The 18,941-nt window shown below is 43.5% G+C and carries 14 protein-coding genes, 3 tRNA genes and 1 pseudogene; 11 read left to right on the plus strand and 7 right to left on the minus strand.

Going from position 1 to position 18,941, the window contains the following annotated elements; genetic code table 11:
• Positions 1-75 precede the first annotated feature (75 nt).
• From Xkoz_RS01930 to Xkoz_RS01950, 5 genes and pseudogenes are all read left to right on the plus strand, one after another.
• Positions 76-387: a type II toxin-antitoxin system HigB family toxin gene (locus Xkoz_RS01930; protein ID WP_099140501.1), complete on the plus strand. Its 312-nt coding sequence runs from the start codon at positions 76-78 to the stop codon at positions 385-387.
• Entirely contained in the window at positions 384-800 is a 417-nt protein-coding gene (locus Xkoz_RS01935) for a helix-turn-helix domain-containing protein (RefSeq protein ID WP_099140502.1), read from the plus strand. The genes Xkoz_RS01930 and Xkoz_RS01935 overlap by 4 nt, the downstream gene beginning before the upstream one ends.
• Before the next feature lie 37 nt (positions 801-837).
• Positions 838-987 (plus strand): annotated as a pseudogene (locus tag Xkoz_RS22510) (LacI family DNA-binding transcriptional regulator); the annotation flags it as partial.
• A gap of 403 nt (positions 988-1,390) precedes the next feature.
• Positions 1,391-1,744: a DUF805 domain-containing protein gene (locus Xkoz_RS01945; RefSeq protein ID WP_099140503.1), complete on the plus strand. Its 354-nt coding sequence runs from the start codon at positions 1,391-1,393 to the stop codon at positions 1,742-1,744.
• A gap of 307 nt (positions 1,745-2,051) precedes the next feature.
• Entirely contained in the window at positions 2,052-2,483 is a 432-nt protein-coding gene (locus Xkoz_RS01950) for a carboxymuconolactone decarboxylase family protein (RefSeq protein ID WP_099140504.1), read from the plus strand.
• Between the two features lie 231 nt (positions 2,484-2,714).
• On the opposite strand, the gene mscM is transcribed toward Xkoz_RS01950, so the two are convergent.
• From mscM to rsgA, 3 genes are read right to left on the minus strand one after another with little or no spacing between them, the layout of a single operon-like run.
• Complete coding sequence (gene mscM, locus Xkoz_RS01955; protein WP_099140505.1) at positions 2,715-6,059, minus strand: miniconductance mechanosensitive channel MscM; 3,345 nt, start codon at positions 6,057-6,059, stop codon at positions 2,715-2,717.
• Between the two features lie 40 nt (positions 6,060-6,099).
• The gene (gene asd / locus Xkoz_RS01960; protein ID WP_099140506.1) at positions 6,100-7,062 is read right to left on the minus strand and encodes an archaetidylserine decarboxylase; all 963 of its coding nucleotides are present in this window, start codon (positions 7,060-7,062) and stop codon (positions 6,100-6,102) included.
• Positions 7,063-7,096: 34 nt separating this feature from the next.
• Positions 7,097-8,155 (minus strand): small ribosomal subunit biogenesis GTPase RsgA, encoded by a 1,059-nt coding sequence (gene rsgA, locus Xkoz_RS01965; RefSeq protein ID WP_099140507.1) that lies wholly within the window; start codon positions 8,153-8,155, stop codon positions 7,097-7,099.
• 122 nt (positions 8,156-8,277) lie between these two features.
• On the opposite strand from rsgA, the gene orn reads away from it, so the two are divergent.
• The 3 genes from orn to Xkoz_RS01980 all read left to right on the plus strand — a co-directional run bounded on the left by orn (position 8,278) and on the right by Xkoz_RS01980 (position 9,229).
• Positions 8,278-8,823 carry an oligoribonuclease gene (gene orn, locus Xkoz_RS01970; protein ID WP_099140508.1) on the plus strand — a complete coding sequence of 182 codons (546 nt, stop codon included), beginning with the start codon at positions 8,278-8,280 and terminating at the stop codon, positions 8,821-8,823.
• A gap of 199 nt (positions 8,824-9,022) precedes the next feature.
• Positions 9,023-9,098: transfer RNA gene (locus Xkoz_RS01975), tRNA-Gly, on the plus strand.
• Positions 9,099-9,153: 55 nt separating this feature from the next.
• A tRNA-Gly gene (locus Xkoz_RS01980) sits at positions 9,154-9,229 on the plus strand.
• A 91-nt stretch (positions 9,230-9,320) separates the two neighbouring features.
• On the opposite strand, the gene Xkoz_RS01985 is transcribed toward Xkoz_RS01980, so the two are convergent.
• On the minus strand, positions 9,321-12,683 hold the full coding sequence (locus Xkoz_RS01985; protein WP_099140509.1) for an indolepyruvate ferredoxin oxidoreductase family protein: 3,363 nt from the start codon (positions 12,681-12,683) through the stop codon (positions 9,321-9,323).
• Positions 12,684-13,066: 383 nt separating this feature from the next.
• Here Xkoz_RS01985 and Xkoz_RS01990 point away from each other — a divergent pair.
• Positions 13,067-13,142: transfer RNA gene (locus tag Xkoz_RS01990), tRNA-Gly, on the plus strand.
• A gap of 117 nt (positions 13,143-13,259) precedes the next feature.
• Here the strand turns inward: Xkoz_RS01990 and Xkoz_RS01995 are convergent.
• Positions 13,260-14,054, minus strand: a complete 795-nt coding sequence (locus Xkoz_RS01995) for a substrate binding domain-containing protein (RefSeq protein ID WP_099140510.1) — start codon at positions 14,052-14,054, stop codon at positions 13,260-13,262.
• 112 nt (positions 14,055-14,166) lie between these two features.
• On the opposite strand from Xkoz_RS01995, the gene Xkoz_RS02000 reads away from it, so the two are divergent.
• Positions 14,167-14,478 (plus strand): MFS transporter, encoded by a 312-nt coding sequence (locus Xkoz_RS02000; protein ID WP_244183371.1) that lies wholly within the window; start codon positions 14,167-14,169, stop codon positions 14,476-14,478.
• A 161-nt stretch (positions 14,479-14,639) separates the two neighbouring features.
• Here Xkoz_RS02000 and Xkoz_RS02005 read toward each other — a convergent pair whose 3' ends face one another.
• On the minus strand, positions 14,640-15,515 hold the full coding sequence (locus Xkoz_RS02005) for a LysR family transcriptional regulator (protein WP_099140511.1): 876 nt from the start codon (positions 15,513-15,515) through the stop codon (positions 14,640-14,642).
• Positions 15,516-15,711: 196 nt separating this feature from the next.
• Here Xkoz_RS02005 and Xkoz_RS02010 point away from each other — a divergent pair, with 196 nt between their 5' ends.
• Positions 15,712-16,896 (plus strand): MFS transporter, encoded by a 1,185-nt coding sequence (locus Xkoz_RS02010; protein WP_208615193.1) that lies wholly within the window; start codon positions 15,712-15,714, stop codon positions 16,894-16,896.
• Between the two features lie 697 nt (positions 16,897-17,593).
• On the opposite strand, the gene queG is transcribed toward Xkoz_RS02010, so the two are convergent.
• The gene (gene queG, locus Xkoz_RS02015; protein WP_099140512.1) at positions 17,594-18,751 is read right to left on the minus strand and encodes a tRNA epoxyqueuosine(34) reductase QueG; all 1,158 of its coding nucleotides are present in this window, start codon (positions 18,749-18,751) and stop codon (positions 17,594-17,596) included.
• Between the last annotated feature and the right edge of the window lie 190 nt (positions 18,752-18,941).

Consider the following 18,941-nt stretch of genomic DNA (forward strand, 5'->3'; position numbering starts at 1 on the left):
AATCAGTTGTTGCCAATTTGGCAACAATGAAAAGCCATGCTATAATGTTGCCAAATAGGAAACAAGGGAGATGCAATGCACGTAATTTCAAGGGAACCATTTGACCTTGCATCCACACGTTTTCCCAACAACGCCCAGGCGCTTTCAGATACCTACAGAACGTTAAAACGTGATGCATACCGTACACCTGATGAGTTGAAAAGAACCTTTCCAAGCCTGGATAGGATGAAATACAGAGAGAAATGGTGGGTTATCGACATAGGTGGGAATACGTTGAGGATTATGTTTTTTGCTGATTTTGAACGAGGGAAAATCTTCGTTAAGCACATATCAACGCACGCCGAATACGATAAGTTGGTAGACCACTGTCGGAGAACGAAAGAATGATGATTAATGAAGCCATACAAGCTGCCAACAGCCTGATAAGCATCGTCCCTCTACTCGGTGACAGTAACTCCCATAAGGACTATGAGGACGCTGTAAAGCTGGTTGAATATCTGGTTGAGCATGACCCTGACAATCCCTTGGTGGATATGATTTGCACCAAGATTGACGAGTATGAAAACAATGCGCCGAAGTTTCGTGCCTTCAATGCAATACTCAATGAATGCGACGATTCTATCGCCGTACTGCGGACGCTCATGGATCAGTACGGACTGAACACTACGGATTTTAAAGCTGAGTTAGGCTCACGCTCTTATGTCAGCAGAATTCTCAATGGTGAACGAGGCCTGACCCTCGACCACATGAAAAAACTGGCATCTCGCTTCGGCCTGCCTGTATCCATCTTCATTCGATAACCTATCAGCGAGAAACAAAAAAACCGTCAGGCACATTAATGTGCCTTTTTTAACGGCAGTCCGTCAGCCCATTGATAAAATGGCCAAAACTGCGATTGAAATATTGGGAACATGGAATGGAGCAGCTCAGGGGTGTGAGTTTGAATTACAGACCGGCGAATCTTGTGGGTGTAAGATTAATTTATAAGTTTGAGGCATAAATGGGTTCAGTTAATATGGTAGTTTACTCGACTCTGAAATGACACGGCTATCCTGGGTTGATCCTTATTGGGCATAATTGTATTTTTATGTGTTCATTAACTGAATAATAAAACCATCATCTAATCAAGGTTAATCATAAAATAATGGGGTTTGTTTTGCTGATAGATTTATGCATGACTTTGATATGAGTTAAAGATATTTATACTGTTTCTATTTTTAATTTTACATTTGGAAGCATTTTTTAATTCACTATCTAATAATGACACGAATTTCACAATACTAATCAGTCAATAATGAATTGTGGACACTAAAAGATAAACAAGTATAAAATCAATCATCCTTTATAGTTTGCCTGTTTTTATATAATCTAATTTAAATAAAGTGACATTATGAATTGGTATCTTCGTGTTTTAAAAAATTATGCTGAATTTTCTGGACGTGCCCGTCGTAAAGAATATTGGATGTTCTATTTATTTAACATGATTGCATTCCTGATAATGATAGTATTAGGGACAGCAATTAATGATATGGCAGGTATTGCATTATTTATTGTCTATGTTCTTGTTACGTTTATTCCAAAACTTGCAGTAACCGTTCGTCGGCTCCATGATACTAACCATTCAGGCTGGTGGATTTTATTACTTTTAGTTCCTATAGCCAATATTTTTTTCTTTGTATTAACCCTGTTAGAAGGAACCCAGGGTGATAATCAATATGGTTCTGATCCCAAAAGAATGCCTTAATATCTAGAAATATATACCCATATATTTCAAGTGGCGTTCAACAACGCAATAAACTCAAGAATATAGGGTTTGGAAAAATTAACTATTTAGTTTGCCATGTAATATAAAACGCCACTAATTCCTTTAGTGGCGTTTTTTTGATAGTTACTTTATTAAATGATTAATTTATTAAATTATATTTTTTTTGAGTTAATGTTTTATGATTTTTAACCTAAATGATTTGGTGTTATAAAAAATATTTTTTCCTTTGCTTAAAGTAAGCATTTTTAATATAGTCCTTAAGATATTAAAACAAGGAATATTATTTATGAGTCAATTGCGTCTCGCTTACTACAATTTATCTCCAGAATTGCTGGAAGGTTTCCGTGTTGTCAAGCAAGGGCTGGAAAACAGTTTATTAGGTTTGCAATTGGTTGAATTGATCTATTTGCGAGTATCTCAAATCAATGGTTGTTCTTTCTGTTTAAATAAACACTCTCAAGTTTTGCGCGAAAATCAAGAGGCCGAACGTCGGTTATCTGAATTAGCTGGATGGCGCGTGAGTAGTCAGTTTAGCCCCCGTGAAAAAGCAGCATTGGAATGGGCCGAGGCGCTTACCCATGTTGTGACAACACATGCAGACGATTATGCTTATTTACCCTTGAAAGAGCATTTCACCGATCAGGAAATTTCTGATCTGACTTTTGCCATTGCACTTATGAATGGAATGAATCGGCTGGCAATAGGTATGCGTCATTAATATTATGTGGTTTTTTCGTCATTACTTTGAGTTAATTAAATAAGAACCCAAAAATGGAGATCACTTCCTGACTCCTCGCTACGCGAGGAGTCAGGAAGCCTGATACGTTGAGTGTATCGCTATTATGAAAACCTACTTAAAGGGAAATATTCGCTTTTGGAAGCTGGGGCTATACATTAACCCATAAATCACTAATTTGAACAGGTATGCGTCTGACCATGTTATATCGGGTTACAATTCTCCTGGTCTTCGTGGGGGATTACGGCCGGTGAAGTTAGTGGTAGCACTGCGGATCTCTTGCCCAAAAATATCAACACGCGCCTGGAATGGAGGGAATGGCAAAGTGATATCGTGTTTGTGGAATTCCTGCAAAATGTGTTGATGCACTTCATGGCGGGCAGGCATACGATGCCCCATTTCTGCGGCATAGGCACGCAGTTCGTAAATCTGGATGCCTTGTTGCAAATCCACCAAATACACTTCCGGCATCGGGTTATCGAGAATAAGGGGTGAACTTTTGGCGGCAGACATTAATATGTCGGTGGCATTGGCAGAATTAACGTCCGCCGGCACAGGGATTGTCAGGACGATACGCGTGATCGTGTCAGACAGTGACCAGTTGATGAATTGTTCTGTAATAAAGGCCTTGTTGGGAACAATGATCTCTTTTCTGTCCCAGTCAGACAAGGTTGTTGCCCGCGTGTTGATCTTCGTGATGCTGCCGGTCAGACCTCGGATAGTCACGGTATCACCAATTCGGATCGGTTTTTCAAATAAGATGATCAGGCCGGAAATAATATTGGTGAAAATTTCCTGTAAACCAAAACCAAGCCCCACCCCCATTGCGGCAATCAGCCATTGCAGTTTCGACCACTCAATCCCCACCAGAGAAAAACCCACCAGGCCGCCAATAAGCGTCAGGCTATATTTGGTCAAGGCTGTAATGGCATAACCTGTTCCTGGTGTTAGCACTAAATGTTGTAACAAGGCGAGTTCCAGCAGGGCGGGCAAGTTACGAACAAGTTGCGTGGTAATGATAATCACCAAGATTGCAATTAATACGGAGCCAAGGGTAATGGGCTGAACGCTATCAACACCATTGATGGTGGTACTCACATCCCAAAGCCGGATATTTTCAAGGAAAGAGAAGGCGGAATGGAGTTCAGACCATAATAGGATAAGTGAAACAAGTGCCGTCATGGTCAGGATTGAACGCACCAACCCTAACGACTGGGCGCTAATGGCATCCAAATCGATGACGGGTTCTTCAACCTCGATTGAACCCTCTACGCTGCTATTAATGTTGGCAGAGTCTTCTTCACTTTTGGCACGCTGAGCCAGTATCTCCGCACGGCGCTGTTTGGCTCGTTCAAAAGCAATCTTGCGGCGCTGGATCAGCATCCATCGACGTATAATATGGTAAACGACCAGCAGGAAAAACCAGATAGCGACAGAGGTTTCCAGACGACCCAATAGCGCCTGTGACGTTTGTAGATAGCCAAGGATCGAAGCAAGTGCCGCCAGGATCGGGGCTGAGAGCAGTATCCACCATAGAACAGAACTAACGATATTCTCGCCTGAGCCATGTTTGTCCATATAGAGTGGAATGCCGGCACGCTTTAAGCTACTGGTTACCAAACTCAGCGAGATACAGAGCATGATGAAACATAGCCTGCCGAGGGTTGCGATAAAATCCTGATCTTTATAATGATTAAACGTGATCAATGCCATCATCAGAGGCACGATCAGGAAAATGGAAAGACGGTAAAAGCGCATTGCTCGCTTTATGCGCTCTTCCGGCCAACGAAAATGGGCGATAAATAAGCCATTGGGATGGGCAAAGGCGGCACTGAGCATAAAGACCCACAGAACAGGGGTTGTTTCACGTACTCCGTTGCCTATTGCGGTAGCTATCGGATACTGCCACGCATTTTGCAGCCCATAACCAATGGCTGACCAGAGCATTGGCAATGGCAGTGCCGCGACGACAGACCAAAAAACGGTGCGCACCGTCAGGGAGAAATGATCTTGTGTCACTTTCCCGATGCGATTGCTCGAACGCTCAAGAAACGCATGATACTGGCGGTGTGAGCTGACGCTAAAGATGACCAGAAGTAAAGTTCCCAATAAATAGAGCAGGGTATCTTGCTTGGTCAACATGCTGTGAATGGCGGCACCTAACTGAGAAAACGTATCCAAAGATAGTAGGTGTGTCAGATTTTGCACTACCTTTAGCGGATAATTGAGCGATATAGGATTGACATCTGCAACCCAGAACAGATAGCGGTGGGTCGCATCCTGAACTTCTTTTAGGGCATCGTTTAATTTGTTGGTGATGACCTTAAATTGTGTCTGTTCCAGTATCTCATTGTCATAACCTGATAGCAGAGAATTTAAGAGCTCTTTTTTGGTGCGAAGAAGTGATTCGTAAACCTTCTTTTGTTCTGGAGTCAGGGTGTTATATGAGGGGGATGTTTGCTCGATAGGCCGTTGCAGGCTTTCCAGCATTTCCTCATATTTCAGTCTTTCAACCCGTAATTCGACAATATCCCTGTCAATTTGCTGGGATTTTGACATATCAGGAATATGGGTGACTCTGGCCCTTAGCGTTTCGCCAAGTGCAGTGGAATCGTTGAGCCATTGCGCCTGTTCACGAATAATATTCAGTGTTTGGAGGACAAATAACGTCTCACTGTTGGCCTTGCGCTGTCTTGAACCAATGGACTCCATTCTCTGGGCTTGCTGATTGAGCATTTGCGACAATTGGCGGTTTTGCTGGAGTTCATCTTGCAAAAATTGTGGCAGTTTTCCTCCACTTTGCTCCGCCAGCATTTCAGTATACTCCAGTGCCGATTCCGTTTTCTGCTGGCGTTGGGTATTGAGCTGGCTGCGCAATTGCTGGAGTTTACCATCCAGTTGTTGATAGCGTTTTTTGTATAAATCTGCGCGTATGCGCGCGATTTCCTGACGATTATTGACAGAAAGTTGCGCCATCTCCAGTTCATTGGCTACTGCTTTACGGGCATTGACTTCTGCTTGCGCCAGCGTCAATTGTGCTTTGGCGAGTGGCGTAGAAGCGGAATCCAGGGACTGGAGCCGAGAGGTTGCCTCAGCCAGTAAGCGCTTTGCCTCAGCCTGTTGTTGAGGCAATTGACTCATGGAGTCACTGATTTCCCGGAGACTATCCTGTTCGTGTTGTAGTTGGCGTCCTTGTTCCTGTAATTCGTTGTTTGTTTGGATAATTTGCTGTTCTAAATAGCTGATAGTCTGATTGGCCGGAATGGCAATAACAGCATTGTTTTCAGTCAGGATTTTTTGGCGCAGGTCTTTGACGATTTTAGGAAATTCGTCAATGGCTTGTCGATATTTCTGGGTGCGCTCGTTGGCAGATTTTGCCTCATTAATCCAATTTATTGCCCCTTGCAGTGCATGTGCGATTTCAGAATCTTGTGAGCTTTTATTGCCCCCAACTTGCTTTAGCTCTTGTTTCAGTTGGGTTTCATCCAACTGAGACATCGAGGCAAAAGCTGGGATCGCAATCAAGAGACTGAGAAGTAAACTGATAATCAGGCGCACAATAAGGGGCTCCTTGGTGATAAATAAGTTGATGATATCTTTAATTCATTGATTCATCGGTATTTACTGTTTCTTCTTCTGATGTGATAGCTTGCGCCATCATGGCTCCCATAAGGGTTGAGGAACCACTGTATAAGTTGTTGGCAAAATTAATTTGATCGGCAGTAAACAGGTTGATTACGGTTGAACCTAGCTTGAAGCGTCCCATTTCCTCTCCTTTTTTGAGGGAGATGACCCCTTCACCTTCTGTCGGATAGGTCCAGCGCTGGATGATGCCTTCACGCGGAGGTGTGACACAGCCACTCCAGACAGTTTCAATACTACCCACAATGGTAGCACCAACCAGAATTTGTACCATTGGACCGAAGGTTGTCTCAAATAAACAGATGACGCGTTCATTACGTGCAAATAAGTTTGGCACATTGGCGGCCGTCAGTGGGTTAACTGAGAACAGATCGCCAGGGACGTAGATCATTTCCTTGAGCACACCATCACACGGCATGTGGACGCGGTGGTAATCCCTTGGCGATAAGTAAGTCGTGATAAATTGACCATTTCGGAACTGTTCGGCAAGTTGATACTGTCCTGCCAGCAGTGCTTCTAGGGTGTAATAGTGACCTTTGGCCTGAATAATCTGATCTTCGCGGATTGGCCCAAGCTGGCTTACCGTGCCGTCTGCTGGCAGAGCCAATTGATGGGTTTCATTGGCGACAGGACGTACACCTTCTTTAAGCGGACGAACAAAAAATTCATTGAATGTTGCATAAGCCGTGAATGAAGGATCTTTGGCTTCATTCATATCCACGTTATAGGCTTTGGCGAATGCCTTGATTGCAAGCTGTGTTATCCAGCCGGCTTTTTTATTAGCAAACCAGCCTGCTATGTTTGTAATGCATTGTTTTGGTAGTAAATATTGGAGACGAATTTTAAAGTTATCCAGCACGTCAACCTCTTGGATCTTTTCTTGGCAAATTGGACAAAAGTCGACTATTGTACCTGCCATTATTTTGAATGTCAGGGTATCGTTAATTATTGTCTTATTTTTGATTGCTTGTGAAATTTCGGCGTGGTTTAACCTGCACCATACTTTCCAGAATTCGGTGGTAATTTTCGAAGCGTTCTTGAGCGATATTGCCTTGTTCCAACGCTTTCCTTAAGGCACATCCAGGATCATCCAGATGCTTGCAGTCACGGAACTTGCATTCCCCCAGATATTCACGAAATTCGATAAAACCTTGCGTCACCTGTTCTGGTGTTAGATGCCACAGCCCAAACTCACGGACACCTGGAGAGTCGATCACATCCCCACCCTGCGGGAAATGGTAAAGGCGTGAGGCAGTGGTGGTATGCTGACCAAGACCCGAATTATCTGAGACATTATTGACTAAAATACCGTCCTTAATGTCAGGCAGTAGCGTATTGAGCAAGCTGGATTTCCCGACGCCAGATTGCCCGGCAAAGATACTGACTTTGTTAGCCAGCATCGCGGTGAATTCAGAGATACCCTCGCCGGTATAGCTAGAAACTTCCAGTACGCGATAGCCGATATGACGGTAGATACCCATGACATCGTTGACCCATTCACGGCTTTCGGCATCCAACATATCGATTTTATTCAGTACGATCAAAGGCTCGATATTGAGTGTTTCACATGCCACTAAATAGCGATCGATAATATTTAGCGAGAGTTCAGGCAATATGGCGGAAACAATCACGATTTGGTTGATATTTGATGCAATGGGTTTGATGCCATCATAGTAGTCCGGGCGTGTCAGAACGGAAGTACGTTCGTGAACCGCTTCAACGATACCATTCACTTTGACATCAGACTGGCGTTGCAGCGCAGGGCGCCATACAACGCGATCACCAGTGACCAGTGAGCTTATTGTTCTACGGATATTGCAACGCTGGATGGAAGAATCTGCGGCTTCAATATCGGCATGTTGTCCGAACCGACTGATCACCAGACCTTCCTGTGGTTCACCAAACTGGCTGTCATCTATTTCTAGATTTTTGGCATCAGCCTTATTCAGCTTGCGCTGGTGATTGGCTTGCACACGGCGTTGTTGCCCTTTGGAGAGTTTACCTTTAGCCACTGAACCTCACTTATCTTTCGTTTATTTTTCATCGTTCTTGTTGATCATCGCTGTGAGTGATCAAAAACGTTATGATGCACCAAGATACAGACTACCTCTTTTGAAGGAAACTAGGATATATCATGTCAAAAAGTGAGAACAATCTTATCTGGATAGATTTAGAGATGACTGGCTTAGATCCAGAGCGCGATCGCATAATTGAAATTGCGACTATTGTCACCGATTCGGAATTGAATATCCTTGCAGAAGGGCCTGTGATTGCGGTTCACCAGTCGGATGAGCAATTGGCATTGATGGATGATTGGAACGTGCGAACGCATACCGGCAGTGGATTGATAGAACGCGTCAAGCAAAGCCAGTTTAATGATGTGCAAGCGGAAAAAGCCACCATTGCTTTTTTAGAACAATGGGTGCCGGCAGGAAAATCCCCCATTTGTGGCAATAGTGTGGGGCAAGATCGTCGTTTCCTGTTTCGTTATATGCCTGAGTTGGAAAAATATTTTCACTACCGTTATCTGGATGTCAGTACGCTGAAAGAACTGGCTCGCCGTTGGAAACCTGAGATGTTGTCAGGATTGAGTAAGAAAAATACCCATCAGGCATTGGATGATATTCGGGAATCCATTGCTGAATTGGTGTATTACCGTGAGCACTTTATTCAAAAATAAAGAGCGGTGTTTGAGGCAAGGATTGTACGTAAATTAATCTCTGGGTTGATGGTTAAGCGGGGCGTTTGCTGGTTTAATCATCAATCAGAGAAAAAATACAATTTTTTGGGTTGTGGGACTTGTCAGAGAAATAATTTCTCGTATAATGCGCTCCCCGTACCGGTGAAGAATTTCAACCGTACGACATGCCAGAATTTATGCGGGAATAGCTCAGTTGGTAGAGCACAACCTTGCCAAGGTTGGGGTCGCGAGTTCGAGTCTCGTTTCCCGCTCCAAATTAAAATTTGTTTCAGGCATATCAATCCAGACTTAGCATAAGTCATAAAAAATGCGGGAATAGCTCAGTTGGTAGAGCACAACCTTGCCAAGGTTGGGGTCGCGAGTTCGAGTCTCGTTTCCCGCTCCAAATTCAAGACGGTAGATATCAGAAAAGTCTGCAAGTCAGAGAAAAAAGAAAAAGCGCCTTTAGGCGCTTTTTTGTTGTCATTAAATTATTTTTATAGCGTTTTCAATAACTCGTCTTTACTCTCCATCATGCGTTTCATCGCTTTTTGCTTCACATGACCAAAACCACGCACTTGATCCGGTAGCTCTGCGAGTTGCAGGCAAATTGCCAGGTTATCGCGATCCATTTTTTCGATCAAAAAATCAATTAATCGCTCATACTCAAGCAGCAAATGTCTTTCCTGTTTACGCTCTTCCTGATAGCCAAAAATATCGAAAACAGTACCACGCAGTGATTTAGATGCAGCAAGAAAGCGGAATACAGGAATGATCCACGAACCGTATTCCCTTTTTCCTCGTTGGCCTGTACGGGGATCTTTGCGATTGAAGAGGGGCAGGCTAAGGTGAAAACGAAGCGTATCTGTCTTATCAAATTGCGAGCGGAGGTTATCGAAAAAACCGGTTTTGACGTAGAGTCGGGCAACTTCATATTCATCTTTATACGCCATTAACTTGAACAGGTTTTTAGCAACAGATTTGGTTATTTCTTCTGCATCGATCTGCTGGGCGACCATTTGAACTTGGGCAATGCGACTGAGATAACGCATCGCATATCTTTCATTTTGATAATCAACCAGACATTGATACCGATGCATAATGAGATCGTCCAGGCTTCTTATCTTTTCCGGCGGCATAATATTGAGGTGTTTTTGTAAAATATCAGGTTGTGCTGCCGCGATGCGGCCTAAACAGAAAGCCCGTCGAGCATTATCTGCCGAAGTTCCCAATGCTTGCATGGCATTGTCGATGGAAGATAATGTGATTGGGAGTTTACCGAGTTGCCAGGCATAACCTATTAAGATGATATTGGTTTGGTTTCTGTCGCCAACCAGATGGGCAGCTATCATTTCTGCATCAATGGCGCGTAATGTCTGAGTGTGTTGGTTCAGAGTATCGAGCATTTTGGGCTGATCTAAATCCAACATGGGGGCGTGAAGCATCGTGCCGATTTGTGTTTCATGCGTGTTCAGAATGCATTTTGTCAGCCCCCTCGACATGACTTCCAGTGAGTTTTGCCCTGTTGCAGCGACTAAATCAGCGGCGATAACCAGATTAGCGCGCCCGCGATCAATCCTGACCTGATGCAGTTTATCCTTATCATGGCATAACCGAACATGGGTTATAGCTTCCCCCCCTTTTTGGGCAAATCCAGTAAAATTGAGCAGACTGACGAAGCTGTTATCTAACTGTGCGGCATTTGCAAGCAGATGCCCTGCGGTCACGATACCTGTACCACCGATCCCGACGAAGAGGATTTCGTAAGGTGTTTCGGCAGAAGCCAGCGTTGGCTGCGGTAGCTTGTGGATAATGTTATCTAATTCAGCTTGTGGGATGATTTTGCTGAGATCGACGCGTGGGGTGGCATTTTCGACAGTGATAAAGCTGGGGCAAAACCCTTTCAGACAGGACAGATCTGAGTTACAAACGTGTTGGTCTATTTTGCGCTTAGTACCGAAAGGTGTTTTGACCGGAATGACGGCAAGGCAATTTGATTGTATTTGGCAATCCCCACATCCTTCACAAACCGATTCATTAATGACAGCACGGCGCATGACTTTTGGCGTTAAGCCACGTTTTCTTTTACGACGGAGTTCTGTCGCACAGGTTTGATCGTAGATGAGCACGGTGACGCCAACGATGTCCCGAAGACGTTTCTGCACATCTTCCAGATAATCTCGCCCATAGAGTTTCACATGGGCAGGAAGGCGATTTTTATATTTATTTATGTCATCCGTGACGACAACCACTTCTTTCACCCCTTCCGCCAGCATCAGAGAAACAATTTGCGCTAGGGTGATATTTCCATCCAGTGGCTGCCCGCCTGTCATTGCCACGGCATCATTGAACAGCAATTTGTAAGTAATGTGGCTTCCTGCGGCAACTGATTGGCGAATGGCTAAGTGACCAGAATGAAAATAGGTGCCATCCCCCAGATTTTGAAAAACGTGGGAGCGATTCACAAACGGAGCATGTCCTATCCAGTCGACACCTTCTCCCCCCATTGGCAAGAGGCCGTTTCCCGTATTGCGATCCATCCACGCGGCCATGACATGGCATCCAATACCAATCTGGGCTTGGCTGCCGTCGGGTAAGCGTGTTGACGTGCTATGGGGGCATCCCGCGCAGAAATAAGGGGTGCGTTTAGGTAAAGTTGCATCGTGCTGAATGGTTGATATTGACCACTCCGGTGGCACGGGGAGAAATACATTGAATTGCTGTAACCATGCAGAAAGTGGGGCAGCAACCCGCGAAGGGCGGAGTTCAATATCAGTGGGTAACCACTTCTGACCAAGATGGTTATGCTTACCGACCAGATTGATACTTTTTTGTAATTTAACCAATTGATGAGCCAGCAGCATCTCAACGATTGCCGCTTTTTCTTCAATCACAAAAATATGACTGACTTGGGTAGCAAGCTCGCTGAGCAGCGGTGATAAAGGATAAACCAAGCGGACATGGAGAAAGGCAATCCCTTGTTGCGCCAGTTCAAAAGGTGTCTCTCCCCCAACTCGCAAGGCTTCCATAACATCCTGATGGGCCTTGCCAACCGTGACCAATAAAGCGTGTGGATGTTCGCAAGGGGCGAGCAGGTAATCAATGGGGTTAAGTTTCGCGAACGCTTCGACGGCTTTAAGTTTATAGGCCAGGCGCTTTTCAATTTGTGGGCCAGGGAGATCAGGCCAGCGCCAGTGCAGCCCATCTGGCCCAGGATCAACCTGGGGAATTTTATACTCAGGGAATGGTTTACTTTCTCTGATGGCACCACTTTCCACGACTTCACTGATTGCCTTAAAGCCAAACCATGCACCACTGATACGTGATGCCGCCCAGCCCCATAAACCGACATCAAGGTAATCGGCAACGGATGCTGGGTGCAAAACTGGCATACTCCAAGCCATCATCGCGAGATCAGATTGGTGGGACATGGAAGAAGAGACGCAACCGTGATCGTCTCCGGCGATCACCAGTACGCCACCGTGTGGAGAGGAGCCGTAAGCATTACCATGTTTGAGTGCATCACCGGAGCGATCGACGCCCGGCCCTTTGCCGTACCACATACCAAAAACGCCGTTAACCTGTCGGTCTGGATCGGTTTCGACTTTTTGTGTTCCGATCAGCGTATCGGCTGCGAGATCTTCATTGACGGCAGGCTGAAAGCGAATGTTAGCTTGGATAAGTTCTTTGCTGTGTTGCCATAGTGTTTGATCTAAACGAGCTAAAGGAGAGCCTCGATAACCTGAAACGAACCCCGCTGTGTTGAGATTATGGATTTCATCCCACTCAGCTTGAGCGAGTAGAAGGTCAACCAGCGCTTCAGTGCCCGTAACAAATTTAGATTTACAATATCGAGCCATGTTTCTGACCCTCTCTCAAGAGAATAATCATCTGAGTAACGACCAAAGTCGTTGTTAATCTATTGCCACAAAACCGTTAGGACAAGCATAAATCTTATTAGATGTTGGTTAGTTGTTTATTTAATGTTAACTCTCTGGTGCTTGGTATACCAGATAATGATTGGGGTTATGGCATGGATTTATTGCGCCAAACTCGGACGAATATCTTTTGAGCGTTTAACACGGAAGTGAATGCAAAGGGCTTGTCATCTTATCTGAACACGTCCATAATGGCGCGCATTCTTGAATGCTGTTTATAAAGAATTATTCTTAACTCATGTGGTTAACGGATATTCAGAATCGGCATTCAGGTATCTTAAGCTAAAAGATTAGCTGTCAGCGACGCGGGAATAGCTCAGTTGGTAGAGCACAACCTTGCCAAGGTTGGGGTCGCGAGTTCGAGTCTCGTTTCCCGCTCCAATTTCCTCCATTTTTTTATCCTTTTTCCATAAAAAATACCTGCGTTTATATTGGTATATCAAACACATAAAGTGGTCGGCCGTTTTTGCTTTCCTTTTATAAAAAGGACAATAATCATCAATTCAAAGAGAGCAAACTGGCTTCCTTTTGCCAACACAACGCTATCCAATCCATTAATACGGATATCCGATGGGGAACATAGTGGCTTTTCATTCTTAGCAGGTGAACAGGTAATGCAGGTAGCTGCCAATCAGGTAATAATCTGATTAGTTGTCCACTTTGAATAGCTTCATTGAATAGCCAAGCAGGACCAGCATGAATTCCTACACCATGACAAACAGCCTGATAAATTGCACCGACATTATTCAGGTAAAAGTTACCGGATAACTCTACTTGTTTTACTTCGTGAGCGCGAAATAGTTGCAGTCGAGTAGAAGATATATGTTGGTGAAGAGAATAAATGATAGCTTTATGATAACTAAGATCTTGTGGATGTTTTGGCGTGCCGTGTTTCAGCAGATAGCTGGGGCTGGCACATAATACCCCTAACATATTACCCAATTTTTTGGCGACTAAACGAGAAGCAGGTAACTCCCCGATACGTATGGCAAGGTCAATGCCTTCTTGCCGGATATCCAAACAACTGTCCGAAAGTACTAAATCGAATGTGATGTCAGGATTTTGATGCTGGAAAAGTGTTAGCCATTGTGTGGCATAACGCTCCCCAAAATTGACAGGAGCGGTTATTTTTATTTTACCAGCCAATGATTTATTGCTGATGTCTCTCAATATTCCATCCATTTCATTCAGCAAGAGCCGCATTTGCTCATATGCCAAAGTGCCGGCGGTTGTCAGGCTTCCTCTCTCGACAATACGAAAAAAGAGCTGCCAGAGTGTCAGATCATGATTCATGCTATTTCCACAATTTATATTTGAGTATATAGCAATATTATTGCTGATTTTACATAAGTAAAATCAAATAATCGAAAGATTATGTTTTGCAAGAAATTGTGGAGAATATGGCATGCAGATAGTGGATAAGAAATCCTGGAATCGTTACTGGGTCTTGATAGCTGTTTGCATAGCTGGGCTGAACTTACCGTTGGAATATACTGGCCCAGCCGTAGCATTACCTGCGATCCAAACTGAACTGGGGGGAAGCGGAATTGCTCTATCTTGGGTTATCAATGCATTTGCCTTAAGTTTTGGTAGTGCTGTGATGGCGGCAGGAGCACTCGCTGATCAATATGGGCGTAAGAAAATGTTTGTGATTGGCATAGCAGGTTTTACGCTATTTTTTGTTATTTCTACATGCTGGGTTAATGTTGCAGTGTGAGATCGTGAGCGTTCATTTTTTAGTCGTCGAGCATAATCCTGCTATTAACAACACCTTATCCATATAAGCACTATTCAATATTATTAATTTATATTAAGGAACTCAGCCTAATTTAAAACAAATAGTTAAAGGTAAGATTTAATCCTTATCTAGGACAGCCCTTAAATTATTATGTTCTTGAGGAAATTTATTAAGACCTTTTTCCTCATTGAATATTGAGCCGAGTGTAACCAAATAGCATGAATCTGAATTGTATCGGTAGTGTAATCATTCAATATTGGAATAAGCAATTTTTGGTCTAAATAGTGTTGAATGGCAATATCAGGCAAACATGCAATCCCTAACCCTTTCAGAGCAAAATCGATACGGGCGTTTAAATCATTGCACACGATTGATGTAGAAAGGTGAGTTTCTCGGGTTAGCTCAACTGACCATGGTTCAATAATTCCAGTATTTGGTGAACGATAATGAAGTAATTTATGGTTTGTCAAATCAGAGGGGGTTATAGGTATCTCATTTTTTTCTAAATACATTGGTGATGCAACGATAAGACGCCGGAAATTACCTAAATGATGTGATCTTAGATTATTATCTGGAATATACCCGACGCGTATAGCAGCATCGAATGCTTCTTGGGCTAAATCAACATTGCGAGCTGAATAATCTAGTTCTAATTCAATGTCTGGATATTGTTCATTGAATTTGGACAAGTAATCTAAAAAAATATCGGTGATTGGAGCAAGGCTTATCTTTAAACGTCCTTGAGGTTCTTGTGCAGAGTTAGAGAGTTCATATTGGAGCTCGTTAAGTTCGTCTAGGATCCGTCGGCTCCTTGCAAGCAATACGTTACCTTCGTGAGTAAGCGAAATACTTCGAGTTGTTCGATTAAATAGCTGTATTCCAAGTTCTTTTTCAAATCGCGATATTCGTTTACCAACAGCAGATGCTGTAAGTCCTAATACTCTACCTGCACCGACAAAGCTTTTGATTTCTGCGACTTGGACAAACACTGAAATTGCGGCGAGAGATTCAATCATTTCTTCTCCATTACGGACAATTGCGGCAACATAGACTGGATATATACCCTACTTTTTCCATAAATACTAGCAGGGTAAACTGACTCAATTTCATAAAACTGTCAGGAACTATAAACACGCAGATCCACTATTGAAATAGATTAGGAATAGTGGATCTCTTTTTTGATGTAACCTTTTGGCGTTAATTGGAGGTGTTATGAGTAGTAATAAAATCATGAGCTGGCCAATTTTTGCATTGGCAATCTCTGCTTTTGCGATTGGTACAGCAGAATTTATTATTATGGGTTTATTACCCCAAATTTCAGTGGATTTGAGTATTTCTATACCTACCGCCGGGTATCTTGTTTCAGGTTATGCCATTGGTGTTGTGATCGGTGGTCCTTTGTTTGCGTTTGCCTTGCGTAAAGTAGAAGAAAAAACAGCACTTCTAATGCTTATGGTTATTTTTATCGTTGGTAACTTAGCCTGTAAATTAGCGTCTGGTTTTGAAGTATTACTGATTGCTCGTGTTTTTACAGCGTTCAGTCATGCTTCTTTTATTGGTATAGCCGCAGTTTTGGCATCACGCATTGCACCACCCGGTAAGGAAGGGAGGGCGATGACCCTGATGCTCACTGGCATGACCTTGGCTAACGTCCTAGGTGTACCAGCCGGTTCTTATATTGGTCTAGAGCTTGGTTGGAGAACAACATTTACAGGTGTAGTGATCTTGGGCCTATTGTCTTTATTTATGGTATTTATTTTTGTACCGTCTAGAAAAGTCACGAAGTCTAGCAAGCCTGAAAATAGTATGATTGGATTAAAGCGGCCTATCGTTTGGATTGGGTTAATAACCAGCGTGATGGCATCGGCAAGTATGTTTACCTTCTTCACTTATATTGTTCCTGTCCTTCAGGATGTGACTCAAGTAGAACCGAAATTTGCCAGTCTTGCTTTGATGATCTGTGGTATTGGAATTACTATTGGCGGGCTGCTTGGGGGACGCCTTGCAGATTGGGATCTCACCAAATCCTTGGTCTTATCGTTATGCATTTTAATTGTAACACTTGTTGCTTTCTATTGGACAAGTTATATCAGGTATCCGGCTGTAATCAATATGGCTATTTGGGGGTGTTTATCTTTCACAGTCGGCATGCTCTTGCAGGTTTCAATCATCAGAACGGCAGGGGAATCTGCAAATTATGCCTCAACGCTGAATATCGGTGCATTTAATCTTGGTAATGCTATTGGGGCGTGGATTGGAGGGAAGGTGATTGATGCAGGCTTCCCATTGAATACAATCTCTCTGGTGGCTGCTGTTATCTCTGTTGCCACTTTGATGATGGTATTTATTATGTTTATTAGCAAGGATCGACAACTCCTGATCTGCAGATCATCCTAAGATAGGATTGGCCAATGGCTTTTGCTCTCGATAAAAATGACAACAATAATTCATCCAAAGAGAGCAAAGCTCATGCAGATGAATTTGGTTCCATTAGTAAATCATTCAGATTGTGTTCCAAAGCAAGCATTAGGGCATTGGTTGAATAAGATAACAATGCGTTAATTGAAAGCATGGAGAACCGGCCAGTAAGGGAAAATGCTCGCATGGAAATGTTGGCATTGATTGCAAACCCCAGCGAAAATTAATTGTCGATAAAGCCCTTGCTATCCTGCCCCAACAGGTCCATAATGCCGCCTCATTTTTGAAGAGGCAGAGGAAAATTTCTCCACTAGCATCTAGAATGGATGGGTGGGCGATGACTTCGTTGCTGATTTCTGGTGTTCGTGACTAGAATTCAATTCTTGTTTTTTTTATCCACAGTTTTTAACATCATCACCTTATTGAGTCACCTGATGATACTCTATTTGTTACACAGAGTTATCCACAGGAGGATTCTCTACGTTTGTTTTTTTTGATTTATCGTTCATAACAACAACTCAAACTTAACTTATTGATTAGTTAAAGTAATTAACCTAATTTAAAAATAACATGATCAATATTTATTCCCCGTTTGTTAGTTGATCAGCAAAGTATTTTCATTTTATTCACAAGGAAATGAACGGCTTTTTTTTCCAAAAATTGGCTTGGTTAATTATTATGCATCTCTGGGTAAGCCTTTGGTTATTGCCCTGATTAATCGTTTTTGTTGTGAGGTTTGCACCTCAATGGCATTCGCATTCCGGCGGGTCATTTGCTGGGCTATCGCCCAGTGGATATGTTCATCCAAAACGTCACTTAAGCCGAGCCTTTTTTCCAGCGCTAACACGATGTCATCTTGATACGGTGCATTGCCCAAGGCGACAGAAATGTTGCGTAGCCAGCGTAAATACCCAATACGGCGAATTGCCGAGCCTTCCGTAATACGCAGAAACTTCTCCTCGCTCCAATGGAATAGCGCGAGCAAATCTGGGGCATGCAGTGCTGCACGTGGGCTAAAATCAGCTTCATCTGTTAATTGGGAAAATCGGTTCCAGGGACAAATAAGCTGGCAATCATCGCAACCATAAATTCGGTTGCCCATGAGTGGGCGAAATTCTTCTGGAATGGCGCCTTCCAATTCAATGGTCAGATAAGAGATACAGCGTCGGGCATCGATGGTGTAAGGCTCAACAATGGCGCCGGTTGGACACGTTGTCATGCAGGCCACGCAGCGGCCGCACTGCTCCTCTTGTGGAGCATCAATGGGGAGGGGGAGGTTAATCAGGAGTTCACCGAGGAAAAACCAGGAACCTGATTCACGATTTAATATAAGTGAGTGTTTACCAACCCATCCAAGCCCCGCTTTTGCTGCCAGTGGACGTTCCATAATCGGGGCTGAATCGACAAAAGGACGGAAATTTAACGTTCCCTGATATTCATGAGCACTACAATATTCTTGGATTTTATCGCCCAGTTTTTTAAGACGTTGACGCAGCAGTTTATGATAATCTCTGCCCAACGAATAGCGGCTAATATACCCCATTTGCGGATTGTTAAGCGTACTGGCAAACGCGGCTTTAGCGGGCAGGTAATTCATGCGTACACTGATAACCCGCAAAGTCCCTGGCAGAAGTTCATGGGGGCGCGCGCGCATCATGCCGTGACGAGCCATCCAGTCCATTTCGCCATGATATTGCTTATCAAGCCATGCCTGTAATCTCGGCTCTTCTGCCGATAAATCGGTGTCACAAATGCCGACTTGCTGGAAGCCAAGGGAAAGGCCCCATTGTTTGATGTTTGTTGTCAGAAGATCCAGATCGAGAGGGGTTACCATGAAATATCAAATAACTACTGAAAAGAGGAGAGTTAGCTTAACACAGTGGAGATTGAATACAAAAAATGCGGTATATGGCTGTTATGGCAGCACAGAAGATACTCAATGATAATATCTGAATTATGTTATGGTTATTGGTTAGCTATTTAGCTGATTGTCTACCTGATTAGTCTCTCATTCATTAAATTAA

Source organism: Xenorhabdus kozodoii, from assembly GCF_002632875.1.
Classification (GTDB): Bacteria; Pseudomonadota; Gammaproteobacteria; order Enterobacterales; family Enterobacteriaceae; genus Xenorhabdus; species Xenorhabdus kozodoii.